The 18726-nt window shown below is 60.3% G+C and carries 10 protein-coding genes and 3 tRNA genes; 10 read left to right on the plus strand and 3 right to left on the minus strand.

What is annotated here, in order from left to right:
- Nucleotides 1-343: 343 nt before the first annotated feature.
- Nucleotides 344-4093 (plus strand): DUF748 domain-containing protein, encoded by a 3750-nt coding sequence (locus tag G7047_RS06455; protein WP_240939388.1) that lies wholly within the window; start codon nucleotides 344-346, stop codon nucleotides 4091-4093.
- A gap of 207 nt (nucleotides 4094-4300) precedes the next feature.
- Nucleotides 4301-7006 (plus strand): DUF349 domain-containing protein, encoded by a 2706-nt coding sequence (locus tag G7047_RS06460; RefSeq protein WP_166302364.1) that lies wholly within the window; start codon nucleotides 4301-4303, stop codon nucleotides 7004-7006.
- 154 nt (nucleotides 7007-7160) lie between these two features.
- On the opposite strand, the gene G7047_RS06465 is transcribed toward G7047_RS06460, so the two are convergent.
- The 3 genes from G7047_RS06465 to G7047_RS06475 form a co-directional block, all read right to left on the minus strand.
- Nucleotides 7161-7245, minus strand: a tRNA-Leu gene (locus G7047_RS06465).
- A 296-nt stretch (nucleotides 7246-7541) separates the two neighbouring features.
- Nucleotides 7542-7626, minus strand: a tRNA-Leu gene (locus G7047_RS06470).
- A gap of 159 nt (nucleotides 7627-7785) precedes the next feature.
- Nucleotides 7786-7870, minus strand: a tRNA-Leu gene (locus tag G7047_RS06475).
- Between the two features lie 34 nt (nucleotides 7871-7904).
- Here G7047_RS06475 and rnr point away from each other — a divergent pair.
- The 8 genes from rnr (at nucleotide 7905) to infB (ending at nucleotide 18709) form a co-directional block, all read left to right on the plus strand.
- Nucleotides 7905-10220, plus strand: a complete 2316-nt coding sequence (gene rnr, locus G7047_RS06480) for a ribonuclease R (protein WP_371813882.1) — start codon at nucleotides 7905-7907, stop codon at nucleotides 10218-10220.
- A gap of 39 nt (nucleotides 10221-10259) precedes the next feature.
- Nucleotides 10260-11024, plus strand: coding sequence for an SDR family oxidoreductase (locus G7047_RS06485; RefSeq protein WP_371813883.1), 765 nt, complete (start codon nucleotides 10260-10262; stop codon nucleotides 11022-11024).
- A 118-nt stretch (nucleotides 11025-11142) separates the two neighbouring features.
- Nucleotides 11143-11757: a c-type cytochrome gene (locus G7047_RS06490; protein ID WP_166302367.1), complete on the plus strand. Its 615-nt coding sequence runs from the start codon at nucleotides 11143-11145 to the stop codon at nucleotides 11755-11757.
- Between the two features lies 1 nt (nucleotide 11758).
- Nucleotides 11759-13036: a cytochrome c gene (locus tag G7047_RS06495; RefSeq protein WP_166302370.1), complete on the plus strand. Its 1278-nt coding sequence runs from the start codon at nucleotides 11759-11761 to the stop codon at nucleotides 13034-13036.
- 33 nt (nucleotides 13037-13069) lie between these two features.
- Entirely contained in the window at nucleotides 13070-13465 is a 396-nt protein-coding gene (locus G7047_RS06500; protein ID WP_240939390.1) for a thioredoxin family protein, read from the plus strand.
- Between the two features lie 201 nt (nucleotides 13466-13666).
- Nucleotides 13667-14254 carry a ribosome maturation factor RimP gene (gene rimP / locus G7047_RS06505; RefSeq protein WP_166302373.1) on the plus strand — a complete coding sequence of 196 codons (588 nt, stop codon included), beginning with the start codon at nucleotides 13667-13669 and terminating at the stop codon, nucleotides 14252-14254.
- A gap of 76 nt (nucleotides 14255-14330) precedes the next feature.
- Nucleotides 14331-15815 (plus strand): transcription termination factor NusA, encoded by a 1485-nt coding sequence (gene nusA, locus G7047_RS06510; RefSeq protein ID WP_166302377.1) that lies wholly within the window; start codon nucleotides 14331-14333, stop codon nucleotides 15813-15815.
- A gap of 23 nt (nucleotides 15816-15838) precedes the next feature.
- Nucleotides 15839-18709, plus strand: a complete 2871-nt coding sequence (gene infB / locus G7047_RS06515) for a translation initiation factor IF-2 (protein ID WP_166302381.1) — start codon at nucleotides 15839-15841, stop codon at nucleotides 18707-18709.
- The last annotated feature ends 17 nt before the right edge of the window (nucleotides 18710-18726 follow it).

Consider the following 18726-nt stretch of genomic DNA (forward strand, 5'->3'; position numbering starts at 1 on the left):
GGGGACGCAACTCTCCCTGGCAGCAAAATGATGGCAAAGACCGTTGTGTCAGCCGTCGAGCCCGGTGATCGGTATTGCTGATCCCCGGGCTTACTTGTTTCTTGGCGTCTGCCAAAGGATTTCCACTTTTGATGTGGCTGCCGCCGAAAGTCCGGTTCAAACCCATTGATCGGTGCACTTTTGCGCTTGTTTACAAAACAAGAACGTCAATTTCTGATGCAATTGCGATATGACATCAGAGAGCAGTGCATCAAGCGAGTCCCAATCCCCGCTTGCAATTTTCAAAAGCAACAAATGGCTCAGGCGCGTCGTCTGGTTCGTTATTGCGATCTTGTTGCTGGGGATGATTCTTTGGCTTGCCGTACCACCGTTGCTGCGCAGCAATGTGGAGCGATACGGCTCGGAATTTCTGGGCCGCCAGGTCAAGGTGGGCGAGGTGCAGTTCAAGCCTTGGGCGCTGCAGCTGTCGGTGCACGATCTGTCGATCGCGAGCGCGGATGGTGCCTCCAGCCAAGTGGACGTGGGGCGTATCTATATAGATGCGGCACTGCAGTCCTTGGTGAGGCTGGCGCCGGTGTTCGACGCCATTGAGGTGGACGCGCCGAGGGTGCGCGTGGCCCATGTGGCCGAGGGTCAGTTCGATTTCGACGACATCCTCAAGCGCATCGCCGAGCGTCCCAAGGCCCCGGAGGACAAGCCGAGCGATCCGCCGCACTTTGCGCTCTACAACATCGTGCTGCGCGATGGGGCGGTGGAGTTTGATGATCGCGTTGTCGGTCGCAAGCAGAAGCTCGACAAGCTCGACTTGAGCATTCCGTTCCTGAGCAATTTGAATGCGGACCGCCAGGTCAAGGTCACGCCGCGTTTGGCGTTCGCTCTCAACGGCAGCCCGTTTGAGTCATCGGGTCAGGCGACGCCATTCTCCGAAACGCGTCAGGCGAATGCGAATTTCAAGATTGATGGCTTCGACCTAGCGCCGTTTGCGGTTTATCTACCCAAATCGGTGCCTGTGCGGCTCAATGCCGGTCTGTTGGATGCTGACCTGCAGCTCGCCTTTGAGCAGAAGGATGCCGCCAAGGTCGGCGTGAGCGGCAAGCTCGCTCTACGAGAGGTCAGGGTGTCGGACACTCAGTCGCAGGAGTTGGCCGCGTTCGACAAGCTCGATGTGGCGCTTACCGATGTGCAACCGCTCAAGGGGGTGGTGCATGTCGCGTCCTTGCAGTGGGACAAGCCACGTTTCGCACTGCGCCGTGACAAGAATGGGCGACTCGAGATCCCCGGCATGGCGACTTCGGACGAGCCATCCGCTGGACCTAAGGCCAAGGAGTCTTCGGCATCGGATGCCAAATCCGGCGACACGCCAGCAGCCAAGGCTGGCGCGCAGCCCGAATGGAATGTGCAGCTCGATCATTTCGGCCTACGCAATGGCACCATCGACTGGCGCGATCAGGCGGTGGTGGGTGAGGCGGCGCATTTCAATCTGCAGAACCTGCAGCTTGATGCCAAAACCATCCTGTGGCCGATGAAGCAGCCGGTGCAGTTCACCGGCAAGACCGAAATCACGCCGCTCGACGCGTCCGGCAATGCGGTCAAGACACCGGCCACACTGGGCTTCGACGGCAGTGCGGATCTGCAGCAGGCGAAGGTCGCGGCCAGCCTGCGCGGTCTGCCGCTCGATTGGGTGACGCCGTATCTGGCGGGTACCGTTGCGGCGCGTGTGGGTGGGCAGCTCGATCTGGATCTCGGCGTCGCCCGCAATGGAGACCGTCTGGTGGCCAGCGTAGGGCAGGGCACGCTCAAGGACGTAGCGCTGACCTGCACGGCAAGTGGTGACCGCTGCCGCACGCTGGCTGCTGCAGGCATCGCGGGAGCCAGGCGCAACACGCTCGCGGAGTTGGGCGAGCTGTCGCTCAAGGACACACTGGTCGACCTGTCGCGCCGCAATGTGACGCTCGGCAAGCTGGCTCTGGTGCAGCCCAAGGTCTATGTGGAGCGCGCTCAGGATGGCAGGCTCATGTATGAGGACTGGCTGGTTCAGTCCAAGTCGGTGCCCACTGCCACTGTGGCTTCCGAGGTGAAGAAGGGCGACGCCGAATCACCATGGACCATCGCGCTTGGCGAAGTCGATCTCAAGGACGGCTCCGTCGTCGTGCGCGATGCAGCGAACGCCCAGCCCATGCTGCTGCGCGTGAACTCGCTGCAGGCCAATGTGCGCGACTTTGCTTTTCCGGCGAAGAAGGGCGGGGTATTCCCAGTCCGGGTGTCGGCGCGCGTGGCGGGCTCAGGCCGCGCCGAGCCCGGCAGCCTGCGTTATGAAGGCAGTGCGGGACTCGAGCCTTTGGCGGTCAATGGCAAGGTACAGGTGACGGCTTTGCCATTGCATGTGGTGCAGCCCTATCTGCCCAAGGATCTGAACATTCGTCTGGTGCGCGCCGATGGCAGCTTCAACGGTGATGTGAAACTGCTGATGGGCGACAAGGGCCCGACGGCGTCGGTAAAGGGCAGCCTAGGGTTGGATGATGTGCGCGTGCGCGCAGCGGACGCCGACAGCGCGCTGGACAAGGGTCTGGCCGTGGGGCGCGATGCACAGGATCTGCTCAACTGGAAGGCGCTCGCGCTCAAGGGATTGGTTGTGGATCTGGTGCCTGGCAAGCCTCTGACGCTGGATGTTGCCGAAACCACGTTGAGTGATTTCTTCGCTCGCGTGATCGTTCAGGAGAATGGCCGCATCAATCTTCAGGATTTGCAAGGCCAGCCTGTGGCGGTTGAAGGTGACAAGAAAGCCAAGGGACCTACGCCGGCGGCTTCGGCGGCGAGCAGCACCAAGGGCGACAAGCAGACCGCACAGGTGACGGCACCTGCAGAAGCTCCGGATCCGATGGCTCCCATCATCCGCTTTGGCCCAGTGAATCTGGTGCGTGGCGCGATGTACTTCACCGACCACTTCGTCAAACCAAACTACTCCACTGATCTGACCGAACTGAATGGCCGCCTGAGCGCGTTCTCGTCGGTGCGGCCTGCGGGGGCTGAGAGTTTCGATATGGCCGATCTGCAATTGAGCGGCAAGGCCGAGGGCACGGCGGCGGTGGAGGTGACGGGCAAGATCAATCCGCTGGCCAAGCCGTTGGCGCTCGACATCCAGGCGCGCATGCGCGATCTGGAGCTGCCGCCGCTCTCGCCCTACAGCATCAAATACGCCGGGCACGGCATCGAGCGCGGCAAGCTCAGCATGGACGTGGCCTACAAGATCGACCCGAGCGGCCAGCTCACCGCAAGCAACAAGCTGATTTTGAACCAGCTCGCTTTCGGCGATGAGGTCAAAGGCGCGCCCGCGAGCCTGCCCGTGCGACTGGCCGTGGCGCTGCTTGCCGACCGCAATGGCGTGATCGACGTGGACTTGCCCATCAGTGGTTCGCTTAACGACCCTCAGTTCAGTCTGGGTGGCGTGATCTTCAAGGTCATCGGCAATCTGATCATGAAGGCCGTGACGGCGCCATTCTCGTTGCTGGCGGGTGCATTCGGCGGCGGTGATGAGCAGGGGAACGTGGCATTTGATTCGGGCAGTTCCGTGCTGAATAAGTCGGCGCAGGAGCAGCTCGACAAGGTGGCCAAGGCGCTGACGGATCGTCCCGCGCTCAAGATGACCGTGGTCGGCTGGGCCGATCCGGCAGCGGAAAAAGCGGGTCTCAAGCGCGAGCGCCTGAATGCCATGGTGCTGGCGCAGAAGCGCCGCAAGGTCACGCGTGACGGTGGCGATACCAAGGATGTGGTGGCCGTGGAACCGGGCGAATATTCCGAGCTGCTCAAGGAGACCTACAAGCGCGCCGACATCAAGAAGCCGCGTAACATGGTCGGCCTCTCCAAGGACTTGCCCGACGCCGAGATGGAATCGCTGTTGCTTGACAACATACAGTTGCAGGACAATGCAGCACAAGAACTGGCGCTGCAACGCGGTGTTGCGGTGCGTGATTATCTGGCCAGTCGCAAGGTGCCCATTGACCGCCTATTTGTGGGCGCAGGCAAGCTGCAGAGCGATCAGGCGACCGATTCGAAGTGGTCTCCGAAGGCGGAACTCAAGCTTGCGGCACAATGATTTCTGTGTGATGTCAAGTCGCTTGGCAACACAGAGGTTGCCTGACAAAGTAATGTCCTTTGAAGGGCCGAAGCAAAACCGCGTCAAAATAGAGGTTTGGCGAAATTACGCTGGTTGCCGGCGAGGGGGCCCGAAAGGGCGATGTAGCTGCAGCAGCCAAATTCATTTCCAATAGGTTTCATGTTTCCTTTTTCTTCTCGCAACAAAATGTCTGACGCACCAGAGGCGGTTCCGACCGCCGCCAAAGCCAGTGAACCGCATCCGCTTGATGCGCTGACGGGTGGCGCTTTTTCCGCTGCCACGTCCGGCGAACGCGCTTCGCGAATCCGTGAATGGCTGGCCACTCAACCTGCGCCGGAGCAATTGCAGGAAGTGTTCAAGGAGCTGAGCGCTCGCGACAAGGGTGCCGCGCGCGCCGTGCGCGAACGTCTTGATGAAATCAAGCGCATGCAGGGCCAAGAGGTGATTGCCGCCGAGTGGGCTGACAAGGCCAACACGCTGCTCGCAGCCTCGCGTTTGTCGATTGCCGATGCTTTGGCATGGCAGCGCGACGCGGCCAAGGCCGGTGCTCCGCTGTCGCGCGAGCCGCTGTCCGCGCTCAAGACGCAGATCGCTGACCGCGTCAAGGTCATCGAAGACCTGCAACACCGGGTTCAGGTGCAGCGCGAAACCGCGGTGCTGCTGGCGCAGCGCATCGAAGTGCTGTCCACCAAGTCCTTCCGCGACGCCGAAGGTGCGCTGGAGAACTTGACGGCCGATGTGCAGCGTTGGCAGGAACACGCACAGGAACTCACGAACGATGCGTCGTGGGCCAGCGTGGAAGCCCGCTTCCCGCCCATGCTCGACAGTTCACGCACGCAGTTGCTCGCCGTCTGGGATGCGTTTCAGTCCGCGCTCGCTCAGACCACGGCCGCCGCAGCCAGCACCGATGCGCCGCTGCCGCCCGTGCCAGTGTGGGCTGACGAGATCCGCGTGATCCGTGGTCAGCCGACAGAAGCCGATGCGACAGCTGCCAAGACCGCTCAAGAGGCTCCCAAGCCCAAGGTCGACCCGGAAGTCCGCAAGAAGGCACAAAGTGCCGTGCGCGAAGCCCTCGCCAAGCTGGAGCAGGAAACTGCCGAAGGTCATGGCAAGGCCAGCATCGGCGCCGCAGCCGCGCTGCGCGCAGCACTGAAGGCCAATGGTCGCCATGTGGATGGCGAGCTCGAGCAGAAGGTCAATGCCGCGCTGATCGCAGCCGGTGAGCTCGAAGGCTGGCAGCGCTGGAGTGCTGATCAGGTTCGCGAAGATCTGGTCAACCGTGCCGAAGCACTGCTCAAGCGCCCCGAAGGTCAGGAACTGGGCGGGCGCAAGATGCAGGAAACCCTGCGTCAGCTGCGTGAACAGTGGAAGACGTCGGATCAGGGTGCACCTGCCAATCATGCGCTGTGGAAGCGTTTTGACGAGGCGTGCAACACCGCGCACAAGGTCGTCGAGACTTGGCTTGAGAAGGTGCGCGCCGAAGCCGCTGAGCACAAGGGTGCCCGCATGGAGCTGGTCGAAGAGGTCAAGGCATGGACGCAAGCCCATGTCGGGTCAACCGACTGGAAGGCCATGAGCCGCACGTTGCATCAGTTCGGCGAACGTTGGCGCAATGGCGGCCATGTCAGCGAAAAGGTGTTTGCCGAGTTGCAGCCACTGTGGAAGCAGGTGTTCGGCGACGCGGCCCGTCCGCTCGAAACCGCGCAGAAGCAGAGCCTGGATCGTCGTCAGGCGATGATCAACGAATCCGCCGAGCTGAGCTCCGCCGCATCGCTGCGCATCGACGCAGTCAAGGCGCTGCAGCAGCGCTGGCAGGCGGAGGCGCAATCCGTGCCGCTGGATCGCAAGCGCGAGCAGAAGCTCTGGGATGCCTTCCGCAAACCCATTGACGACGCGTTCCAGCGCAAGAGCGCCGACCGTGACCGTCAATCCGAACAGATGAGTGCCCGCGACAAGGCCGTGCTCGACGCCGCCAAGGCGCTCGAGGCGGCCAACGCCTCGGGTGATGCACAAGCTATCCGCACCGCGATGGATGCGCTTGACGCCGCCATGAAGAACTCGGCCGCTGCTGCGGCTGCATCCGAGGTGGCTCCTGCTCCTGCAGCAGCTTCGGCTGCTGCAGCCGCAGAAGAGGGTGAGCAGGCGGAAGCCGCAGCACCGCAGGAAGGCGAAGCCGAGGCTGGTGGTGAAGCTGAAGTCAAGCCTGCAACTGCCAAGCCGGTCCGTCCGGTGGTTGCGGTGCGTGGTGATGATCGTCCCGGCGTCAACAGATCTGCAGCGGCAGCTGCTCCGGCGGGTCGTCCAGGTCGCCCAGGCGAGCGCAACGACCGTAGTGGTCGTGGTGATCGCGATGGTGGCCGTGGCGATTCACGCTTCTCGCGCGATGGTCGTGATGCTCGCGGCGGTCGTGGACGTGATGACGATGCCCCACGCGCTCCGCGCTTGGGTGACTCGGCATTCCGTGCCCAGCGCGATGCACTGGATCATGCACAGAACGCGCTGCGCAAACTGGCCGCTCAGGCGCATGGCGAGACGCTGACCCGTCTGCTGTCCGCATGGGAAGGCCGCGACGTTGAAAAGCTGCCATCCGCACAGGAACTCGGTAGGCTCCAACCAGCGGTTCGCACCGCTTGGGCGCAGGCGCTGGGCTCCGAAGCCAAGTCCGCCGACACCAACGCGCTGCTGCGTCTGGAAATCGCTGCTGACGTTCCCACGCCCGCAGACCAGATTACCGCTCGCCGCGCCTACCAACTGCAACTGCTCACACGCCGTAATGACCCTTCGCCGCAAGAAACTTGGGGCAAGGACGTGGCTGCCGTGCTGGGCACCGCAAGCGATGAAACCACAGCTCGCCGCCTGCAGAGCGCGCTGAAGGTGCTGCTTAAGAAGTAAGCCCAAGGTCGCAGCTGCGGCCACAAAATGAAAAACGCCCTGCATGATTGCCATGCAGGGCGTTTTTCATTAGAGCGGACGAGAGGAGGGTCTCCACGTTGAAAGATCAGAAACGAAAAAGCCGCTGAACTTGCATTCAGCGGCTTCTCATATTTGGTGCCCAGAAGAGGACTCGAACCTCCACGATGTTACTCGCTAGTACCTGAAACTAGTGCGTCTACCAATTCCGCCATCTGGGCTTTCAGGGAAGCTGAAATTATAGCGCGCTTTTCAAGCCCTTCGGCCAATTCAAGAAAAAATCCAAAAATTTGCGTTGCCATCAATTTCCATCTCTGGCCTCTCCCGTACGCGGGAGGTGTCCGGCACGAGTGAATCAAAGTGCCGCATGCCTTCAAGGCGCATCTTGGGTTGCCTTTTGTGTGCAAGCAAAAGCGGACCCTGCTGCCGGGCGGAACTCCCGGCCTCTGTCCTTTGCAAAGAACAGAGTGAAAAACGAAAAACCCGACCATGCAAAACATGATCGGGTTTCTGTAATTGGTGCCCAGAAGAGGACTCGAACCTCCACGATGTTACTCGCTAGTACCTGAAACTAGTGCGTCTACCAATTCCGCCATCTGGGCTTATAAAGCGTTTGCAATTGTAAATTCAAATTTCTATCGAAAATACGAAGTTGCAAACTTTCTTTGTTCTGTATCCCTTGTCGGACAAAGAAAAAAGTTTTCCGGAGAATGAAAAAAGCCGCCCGATTTCGGCGGCTTACCGTCCGTTGTCGTTAAACTTGGTGCCCAGGAGAGGACTCGAACCTCCACGATGTTACTCGCTAGTACCTGAAACTAGTGCGTCTACCAATTCCGCCACCTGGGCATCTCAGGAAAGATTTAGATTGTATATCAAAAAAATGCACTCGCAGCCGTTCTCTGCAAATCAATCGGAAGAGATTGAAGGAACCGTGCAGGGTCACCGCGATGGACACGGCTTTGTCATTCGCGATGACGGTGAGCCAGACATTTATATTCCCTCCAGTGAAATGCGCGCGGTGCTGCACCGCGACAAGGTGCGCGTGCGCATTGCGCGCTACGACAAGCGTGGGCGACCCGAAGGGCGAGTCGTTGAGATCGTCGAGCGCCCACACAATCCGGTCATCGGGCGTCTGCTCAACGAGAGTGGGGTGTGGCTGGTTGCTCCGGAGGACAAGCGCTATGGTCAGGATGTGCTGATTCCCAAGGGAGCCACTGGAATGGCCAAGTCGGGGCAGGTGGTTGTGGTCGAGTTGACCGAGCCCCCGGCTCTGTATGGGCAGCCCGTTGGTCGTGTGACTGAAGTGCTGGGCGAAGTGGATGATCCCGGCATGGAAATCGAAATCGCGGTGCGCAAGTACGGCGTGCCGCATGAGTTTTCCAATGAGTGTTTGGCGCTCGCGAAGGCATTGCCCGAAAAGGTGAGGCCGCAAGACAAGCGCCGTCGCGTCGATCTCACCGATATCGCACTTGTCACCATCGATGGCGAGGATGCTCGCGACTTCGATGATGCTGTGTATTGCGAGCCTGCCAAGGTGGGGCGCAGCAAGGGCTGGCGTTTGCTGGTGGCGATTGCCGATGTGAGCCACTATGTGGAGACCGGCAATGCGATTGATGTGGATGCCTACGATCGTGCGACCAGCGTGTACTTCCCGCGTCGCGTGATTCCCATGTTGCCGGAAAAGCTGTCGAACGGCCTGTGCTCGCTGAACCCGGATGTGGAGCGGCTGTGCATGGTTTGCGACATGCTGGTCACTGCGCAGGGCGAGGTGCATGCCTACCAGTTCTATCCTGCGGTCATGTTCAGTCATGCGCGATTCACTTATACAGAGGTGGCGGCGATTCTGGCGAACACGCGTGGCCCCGAGGCGACCAAGCGCAAGGACCGGGTGCAGGATCTGCTGAATCTGCATGGTGTCTACACCTCGCTGCTGAGTGCCCGCCAGAAGCGCGGAGCGGTGGATTTCGAGACGACCGAAACACAGATCGTCTGTGATGAAAACGGCCGCATCGAGAAGATCGTTCCACGCGTGCGCAACCAGGCGCACCGCCTGATCGAGGAGGCCATGTTGGCTGCGAACGTCTGCAGTGCGGACTTCATTGGGCAATCCAGGCATCCAGGACTGTTCCGTGTGCACGATGGCCCGACGCCCGAAAAGGTCGACATTCTGCGCGGTTACCTGAAAGCGCTGGGTGTGGGGATGACTGTCAGCGATGAGCCGAAGACGGCGGAGTTTCAGATGATTGCCCAGGCGACCAAGGATCGCCCGGATGCGCAGCAGATCCACACCATGCTGTTGCGTTCGATGCAGCAGGCGATCTACTCGCCATACAACAGCGGCCATTTCGGTCTGGCATTCGATGCCTATACGCATTTCACCAGTCCTATCCGTCGCTATCCCGACTTGCTCGTGCACCGTGTGATCAAGGCGATCCTGAACAACACCAAGTACAAGCTGCCGACCTTGCCGGAGCAGGGCGAGGCCTACGATAAGCTGGTCAAGCGATTGGCCGGACGTGTGAAGGAGCCCGATCAGAAGCCGTTGTCGATGTCTGCCCGCCGTGAGCTTGAAGCGTGGGAGGCCGCTGGCCTGCACTGCAGCGCTAACGAGCGCCGTGCGGATGAGGCCAGTCGCGATGTGGAGGCATGGCTCAAGTGCCGTTACATGCGCGAGCATTTGGGTGAGGAGTACAGCGGCGTGGTCACTGCGGCCACTACATTCGGTATCTTTGTGACGCTTGACGAGCTCTATGTGGAGGGGTTGGTCCACATCACAGAGCTGGGCGGCGAATACTTCAAGTTCGACGAGGTACGCCAGGAGCTGCGCGGTGAGCGCACTGGCATCCGCTACTCCATCGGCACGCGCGTGCGGGTGCAGGTCAGCCGTGTGGACCTGGATGGTCGCAAGATCGACTTCAGGCTGGTGCGAGATGATGTCGAGCTTGCAAGTGCGGCATCGGCCAAGCAGCGTGGCAATGTGGGTCATACTGCGCGCTCACAACCACGCTCTGCGTCGCGTCCTGACGACATGGCGCGTGCGCGGGACAATGATTCGCAGCGCAGTGGCGGTGGCGGTGGCAAGTCTGCTCGTGCCAAGGATGGAAAGCAGGACAAGTCTGCGCGCGGAGGCTCCAAGGTGACCAACAAAAATCCATCGCGCAAGAGTGCGAGCAAGGGGCGCAAGTCGTCTCGCTGATGGCGTATGCAACATAGAACAACGGAGATGGCACCTGCGATGGTGAATGGCAAGAAAGCTTCAGGCGTGGCGCTGGTGACTGGCGCTGGTTCGGGCATTGGCAAGGCGGCGGCGCTCGCGTTGCTGGCTGATGGCTGGCGGGTGGCACTCACCGGTCGTCGCGAGACACCGCTACGCGAAACGGCGCAGCAGTCGGGTGCGGGCGAACGAGCCTTGACTGTGACCTGCGACGTGACCGATCCGCAGTCGGTGCGCAATGCGTTCGACGCAACCGTCAGCGCCTTTGGCCGGGTGGACATGCTGTTCAACAACGCGGGCATCGGCGCGCCGGCCGTTCCGCTGGAAGACCTCTCCATCGAGCAATGGAAGGCCGTGGTCGATACCAACCTCAATGGCATGTTCTATTGCATCCAGAACGCGTTCCGCGTGATGAAAACGCAGGTGCCGCGCGGTGGTCGCATCATCAACAATGGCTCGATCTCGGCGCACACGCCGCGCCCCAATTCGATTGCCTACACCGCCACAAAACATGCGGTGATGGGGTTGACCAAGACGGCTTCACTTGACGGCCGCAAGTACGACATCGCCGTGGGGCAGATCGATGTGGGCAATGCCGGGACCGAGCTTGCGCAACGCATGACTCAGGGGGTGATGCAGGCGCACGGAGCGGTGGCCGAGGAGCCGTTGATGGATGTGGACATCGTGGGGCAGTCCGTGCTCTATATGGCCAATTTGCCACTCGAGGCCAATGTCATGTTCCACACGGTGATGGCGACCAAGATGCCATTCGCTGGCCGTGGTTAGCCGACTTTTTCGTGCCCGATTGCTGGCGACTGTCCTGGGTGCTTTCGCCGTACACCATGTGGGTGCGCAGGTTGCTGCGTCGCCGGATTTCGCTGCGAAGCTCCATGATCCGGATGGAATGGCGACACGCACGCTGGCGTGTACGACCTGTCACGGCGCTCAGGGGCGCTCAACGACGAGCGGCTACTTTCCGCGCATTGCGGGCAAGCCATCAGGCTACCTCTACAACCAATTGCTGAATTTTCGGGATGGGCGACGCACTTATCCGACGATGTCCTACCTGTTGGAAAACCTGACCGACGATTATCTGCGCGAGATGGCAGGGCATTTTGCATCTCTGGAGGTTCCGTATTCGCCGCCGCCTGCATCGTTGGAGTCCCAAACCGTGCTTGAGCATGGTCGCAAGCTGGTATTCGATGGTGATCCGTCGCGCTCGCTGCCCGCCTGTGTGCAATGCCATGGTTCGGCGATGACGGGTGTTCAGCCGTTTGTTCCGGGTTTGCTGGGCTTGCCGCGCGATTATCTGAATGGGCAGTTGGGGGCATGGCAGGCGGGAAAGCGCCACGCACATGAGCCTGACTGCATGGCAGCCGTGGCAAAGCAGATGTCGCCAGAGGATGTGAGTGCCGTGTCGGCGTGGCTCTCTGTGCAGTCAGTGCCGGGTGGCGGCAAGCCTGCGGAGCGCCATGAGCAACCGCTGCCACTGCGCTGTGGTGGCATGGGAGGGGGCTGATATGAGGCGCTCTCTGAAGATTGCGGGTTGGTTTGCCGCTCTTGCGGTGGCGACGGGTGTCATTGTGTATCAACTCAACCGCATTGGCGAAGCGCCGCTGGACGCTCAAGAATCGGTGCAGATCACCCCGGCATTGGTTGCCAAGGGTGAGTATCTGGCGCGGGCGGGCAACTGCATGGCTTGTCACACGGTGGCGGGCGGTGCGTCGTTTGCGGGAGGTCTGGCGATCGAGACACCGTTCGGCATCATCTATTCGACCAATCTCACGCCAGCCTTGCGCAATGGCATTGGTGAGTGGAGCTCGTCGGAATTCTGGCGCGCCTTGCACAACGGACGCGCGCGTGATGGGCGCTTGCTCTATCCCGCGTTTCCGTACACCAGCTACACACGGGTGATGCGCGAGGACTCCAACGCCATCTGGGCCTATCTGCGCAGTATTCCGGCGGTCGACCAGGTCAATCGCGCGAATGCACTGGATTTTCCGTTCAACACGCAGGTCGCGTTGGCGGGTTGGCGGGCCATGTTTTTTCGACCCTCCGCGTTCGATGTGGAGTCGGGGCAATCGGTGGACTGGAATCGCGGTGCGTATCTGGTACAGGGACTCGGACATTGCGCCGCCTGTCATACGCCGCGCAATGTTCTAGGCGCCACACAGGACGGGGCTGCGTTCCGTGGTGGTTTGATTCCCGTACAGAATTGGTATGCGCCTGCGCTCAATGCGCCCCAGGAAGCGGGTGTGGCGGCGTGGTCACAAGCCGATGTGGAGCGGTTGTTGAAGGTGGGTACCGCGCCGCATGCAACGGTCTCGGGCCCCATGGCTGAGGTGGTGTTTCGCAGCACGCAGTATCTGAATGATGACGATCTCCGTTCCGCGGCGACCTATTTACGGGCGCTGCCGCAGCAGCGGGTGCCGACAGAGAAGGTGGAGTCGCCCAGTCGGAGCACTATGGAGTTGGGTGCATCGGTCTACCAACAGAATTGCGCTGCGTGCCATGGCGACAAAGGGCAGGGCGATGGCGAATCCTTCCCGGCGCTGGCGGGCAACCGTGCGGTGACACTGCACAGTCCCACGAACGTGGTGCGCATGGTCTTGAATGGCGGTTACATGCCTGCGACCGCCGGAAATCCACGTCCGCAGGGCATGCCTCCCTATCTGCATGTGCTCAGCGACAAGGAAATTGCTGCAGTGGTCACATTCATTCGCAACGCTTGGGATAATCAGGCGTCGTCTCTGGATGCGACGGATGTGTATCGCGTGCGCGAACGCCGTGGATCCTGAGGTGGATTCCTGATTGTGTGTTGAGTGATTGTGATGACAGAGTTGCCCATGTCGGTTGTTGATGGATTGGCTTTGAATGCTGCAGGTGATGCTGTGCGTCCCGTGCGGCGTGTGATCTGCCTGTGTGCGGCGTGGTGTGTGGTGTGCAATCAATACCAACCACAGTTCGAGGCGTTGGCCGCACAGCATCCGGATGTCGAGTTCCGCTGGGTGGATGTCGAGGACGAGGAGGAGTCGATGGATGACTATGAGGTGCAGACCTTCCCTTCGTTGCTGATTTCCGAGGGTGACGAGGTGCGTTTTCTCGGTCCCGTGCTTCCGCAGATCGCTTTGATCAACACCTTGCTCAAGCGTCTGATGCAGGAGGGGGCGATCTCAGCCGATGTGCATGCGGCCCCGTTGCTTCAGCGTTTGACAAGCACACGATAGTGTCCGTTTTACGACCATCACTAATGCAAAATGCGTGCCGTGATGCTATGCAGAAACCTGTAATCGGGCTATAATCTCCTCTTCACGACCAAACGGGCGGATCCTAACCGCCCTTTTTTTTGGGCGTTCGCTTTCCGGCATTGAAAAAATCGGGGGTGGACGTCTGGCTTGTGCATTTGAGAAACAGGACAGAGCGCATACGTGGCATTGCAGCAAATCGTTGAACAAACCGTGACCGGGCTAGGCTATGACCTGGTGGAGATCGAACGCTCCGCAGGTGGCCTCTTGAGAATCACCATTGACCTTCCGTGGCAACCGACTGCCGGGGAGGTGTCAGCGGCTGAGCAATTCATCACGGTGGAAGATTGCGAGAAGGTCACGCGCCAGTTGCAATTTGCACTGGAAGTCGATGGTGCCGAATACTCACGTTTGGAAGTGTCGTCGCCTGGTATTGACCGTCTCCTGCGTCATGAGGCGGATTTCCAGCGCTTTGAAGGCGAAGAAGTCGACGTCACGCTCAAGGAGCCGGTCGGCGAGGCTGGTGGCGGACTCATTAACGCCAATCGCAAGAAATTTCGCGGCACGCTCGAGCGGGCCGAAAACGGTGGCTGGCAAGTGGTCTGGAGCGATGCGCCTTCAGTCAAGCCCGGTCAGCGTGTGAGCAAGAAACGTGAACCTGCACCGTTGCAGGCGCTGGGTTTCACCTTGGATGAGTTGCGCGAAGCGCGCCTCGCACCCATTGTGAATTTCAAGGGCCGTAGCGCCAAACCGGGCCAGCAGGCGGGTTGAACGTTTGATATACGGGGACGGTGCCGCGCTCAGTCGGCAGTCGCCTCAAAGTGATTGAAACAGGAGAGTCGTCGAAATGAATCGCGAATTGTTGATGTTGGTTGAGGCCATTTCGCGTGAAAAGAATGTCGAGCGCGATGTGGTGTTGGGTGCCGTGGAATCCGCTCTGGCGCAAGCCACCAAGAAGCTCTACCCGGGCGAGGTGGATATTCGCGTGGCAATTGATCGCGATAGCGGCAATTACGACACTTTCCGTCGCTGGGTTGTCGTGCCTGACGATGCGGGTCTGCAGAACCCCGATGCAGAAGAGCTGCTGATGGATGCGCAGGACCGCGTGTCCGGCATTGCGGTGGGCGAGTTCATCGAAGAGGAAGTCGAATCCGTGCCGATCGGCCGTATCGGCGCGATGGCAGCCAAGCAGGTCATCCTGCAGAAGATCCGCGACGCCGAGCGCGAGATGCTGCTCAACGACTTCATGAGCCGTGGCGAGAAGATCTTCACCGGCACCGTCAAACGCATGGACAAGGGCGACATCATTGTCGAGTCCGGCCGTGTGGAAGGTCGCCTGCGTCGCGGCGAAATGATTCCGAAGGAAAACCTCCGCAATGGCGACCGTGTGCGCGCCATGATCATGGAAGTCGACCTCACCCTGCGCGGCGCGCCGATCATCCTCTCACGCTCCGCGCCCGAGTTCATGATCGAGCTGTTCCGCAACGAAGTGCCCGAAATCGAACAAGGCCTTCTCGAGATCAAGAGCTGCGCTCGCGATCCGGGCAGCCGTGCCAAGATTGCTGTCCTGTCGCATGACAAGCGCGTCGATCCCATCGGCACCTGCGTCGGCGTGCGTGGCACCCGCGTGAATGCCGTGACCAATGAATTGGCCGGTGAACGCGTCGACATCGTGCTGTGGTCCGAAGACCCGGCGCAGTTCGTGATCGGTGCGCTGGCGCCCGCGAACGTGTCCTCCATCGTTGTGGACGAAGAAAAGCACGCCATGGATGTGGTGGTGGATGAGGAAAACCTCGCCATCGCCATTGGCCGTGGCGGCCAGAACGTGCGTTTGGCTTCCGACCTGACAGGCTGGAAGATCAACATCATGGACGCCGCCGAGTCTGCCCAGAAACAGGCCGACGAAACCGGCGCTGCGCGCCAGCTCTTCATGGAGAAGCTGGACGTGGACGAGGAGATCGCCGACATCCTGATCGAGGAAGGCTTTGCCAGCCTCGAAGAAGTGGCCTACGTGCCGCTGCAGGAAATGCTGGAGATCGAAAGCTTTGACGAAGATACCGTGAATGAGTTGCGCGCCCGTGCCAAGGACGCCTTGCTCACCATGGAAATCGCACGCGAAGAGAGTGTGGACGGCGTATCGCAGGATCTCCGCTCTTTGGACGGCCTGACGCCTGAACAGATCGACAAGCTGGTTGCTGCCGGCGTGAACACTCGAGACGATCTGGCCGACCTGGCCATTGATGAACTGACCGAACTGACCGGCCAGACCGCAGATGACGCGAAAGCCTTGATCATGAAGGCACGCGAGCATTGGTTCACAGGTCAAGAGTAAGGTCAGGGAGGTACGAGCACAATATGTCGAGTAACACAGTCGCCGAGTTCGCCACCGAACTCAAGAAAACCCCTGCCATGCTGCTGGATCAATTGATGACAGCGGGTGTGGCAAAGGCATCCCCGAGTGATGTCCTGACCGAGGCGGACAAGCAGAAGCTGCTTGCCTATCTGCAGGCCAGTCATGGCACATCTGGTGCAGATCGCAAGAAAATTACTTTGGTGAAAAAATCCACTAGCGAAATCAAGCAAGCTGATGCCACTGGCAAGGCTCGCACAATCCAAGTTGAAGTGCGCAAGAAGCGTACTTTTGTGAAGCGTGAAGACGGTACGGACGGTGGCAATACCGACGTGGCGGTCAACGACGAGCAGCACGAGCATTCCGCAGAGGACCAGGAATTGGCGCGCCGCGAAGTCGAGGCTCGCAACAATGCCGAGTTGATCCGTCGCCAGGAAGAAGATCTGGCCACTCAGCGCTCCGAACGCGAAGAGCGCGAGCGACGTGACCGTGAAGCCGAAGAACGCGCTGCCGCCTACATGGCTGCGGAAGCGGGAAAGAAGGCTGCCGAAAACGCTGCGCGCAAGGAAGCCGCTGCGGAAGCCGTTGCCGAGGCTGAAGCCCGCAACCAGGCGCAGGCAGAAGCTCGCGCCAAGGCTGAAGCCGAGTCCAAGGCGCGTCAGGCGGAGGAATCCGCTCGCGCTGCCGATCTGGATGATCGTCGCAAGAAGGCTCTGGCGGAGGCTGAAGCCATTCGCGCCATGATGGCTGCACCCAAGAAGGTGCTCGTTGCCAAGAAGCCCGAAGAGCCCAAGCCTGTTGCCAAGCCCGCCGGTGCTGATGCCAAGAAGGGCACATTGCACAAGCCCGCTACTGGCAGCGGTGGCGCAGGTGCACGCACCAACGCGGCTGCTCCTGCCGCTGGTGCTGCGGCAGGCAAGGATGGCAAGGAAGTCAAATCCGCCAAGCTGTCTTCGAGCTGGGCCAATGATGGTCCAAAGAAGAAGGAAATCAAGACCCGTGGCGATGCTTCGGGTGGTGTGAACAACCGCTCCAACTGGCGCGGTGGTCCACGTGGTGGTCGCCGTGGCGGTGATCGTCATTCCGACCAGCATCAACAACACGCAGCAGCCGAATTCCGCGCCATTGAAGTGCACGTTCCAGAAACCATCACGGTGGCGGAACTGGCGCACAAGATGTCGGTGAAGGCCGGTGAGCTGATCAAGGTGCTCATGAAGATGGGCCAGATGGTCACCATCAACCAGATGCTGGACCAGGACACGGCCATGATCGTGGTCGAGGAAATGGGTCACACCGCAAAGGTGGCTGCACTGGACGATCCAGAAGCATTCACGGTCGAGGAAGTGTTGAACTCCGAATCCGAGCACATGCCTCGCGCGCCGGTTGTGACCGTGATGGGTCACGTCGACCACGGCAAGACCTCGCTGCTGGACTACATCCGTCGCTCCAAGGTGGCGTCGGGCGAAGCCGGCGGCATCACGCAGCACATCGGTGCATACCACGTGGAAACACCGCGCGGTATCGTCACCTTCCTTGACACCCCGGGACATGAGGCCTTCACGGCCATGCGTGCCCGCGGTGCCCAGGCTACCGACATCGTCATTCTGGTGGTCGCTGCGGACGACGGCGTCATGCCTCAGACCAAGGAAGCCATCAAGCATGCCAAGGCGGCCAAAGTGCCGATCGTGGTTGCCATCACCAAGTCCGACAAACCCGATGCCAACATCGAGCGCGTGAAGCAGGAACTGGTGGTCGAGCAAGTCGTGCCTGAAGAATACGGTGGCGATTCGCCATTCGTGGCGGTGTCTTCCAAGACCGGCACCGGCATCGACAATCTGCTCGAGCAAGTGCTGCTGCAGGCTGAAGTGCTGGAACTCAAGGCTCCAGTGGAAGCCGCTGCCAAGGGTATCGTGATCGAAGCTCAGCTCGACAAGGGTCGCGGCTCCGTGGCCACCGTGCTGGTGCAGTCCGGTACGCTTAAAGTGGGCGATATCGTTCTGGCGGGTCAGACCTTCGGCCGCGTTCGTGCGATGCTGGACGAAGACGGCAAGCAGACCAAGGAAGCCGGTCCGTCGATCCCTGTTGAAATTCAGGGCTTGAGCGAAGTGCCGCAAGCCGGTGATGACTTCATGGTGCTGCCGGACGAACGCCGCGCTCGCGAAATCGCGACCTACCGCGCTGGCAAGTTCCGCAATACCAAGCTGGCAAAGCAGCAGGCTGCGAAGCTCGAGAACATGTTCAACGAGATGAACTCGACAGGCCTGCAGACGCTGCCGCTGATCATCAAGGCCGACGTGCAGGGTTCGCAGGAAGCTCTGGCGACCTCGCTGCTCAAGTTGTCCACCGACGAAATCAAGGTGCAGATGGTCTACTCCGGCGTGGGTGGTATCAGCGAATCCGACGTGAATCTGGCGATTGCCTCCAAGGCCATCATCATCGGCTTCAACGTCCGCGCTGACGCTCAGGCTCGCAAGACCGCTGAGTCCAATGATGTGGATATCCGCTACTACAACATCATCTACGACGCCGTGGATGAAGTGAAGGCTGCGATGTCCGGCATGTTGGCTCCGGAACAACGCGAAGAGGCACTGGGTACGGCCGAAATCCGCACCGTGTTCGTGGCTTCGAAGATCGGTACTGTGGCTGGTTCGTACATCACGTCCGGTCAAGTCACCCGCAACTGCAAGTTCCGCTTGCTGCGCGAAAACATCGTCATCTACACAGGTGATGTGGAGTCGGTTCGCCGCCTCAAGGACGATGTCAAGGAAGTCAAGGAAGGCTTCGAGTGCGGTATCAAGCTGCGTAACTACAACGACATCCGTGAAGGTGATGTGCTCGAGTTCTTCGAGATCAAGGAGATTGCACGTACGCTGTAAAGCGTCGTGTGAGCAGG

Source organism: Diaphorobacter sp. HDW4A (assembly GCF_011305995.1).
In the GTDB taxonomy this organism is placed as follows: Bacteria; Pseudomonadota; Gammaproteobacteria; order Burkholderiales; family Burkholderiaceae_C; genus Diaphorobacter_A.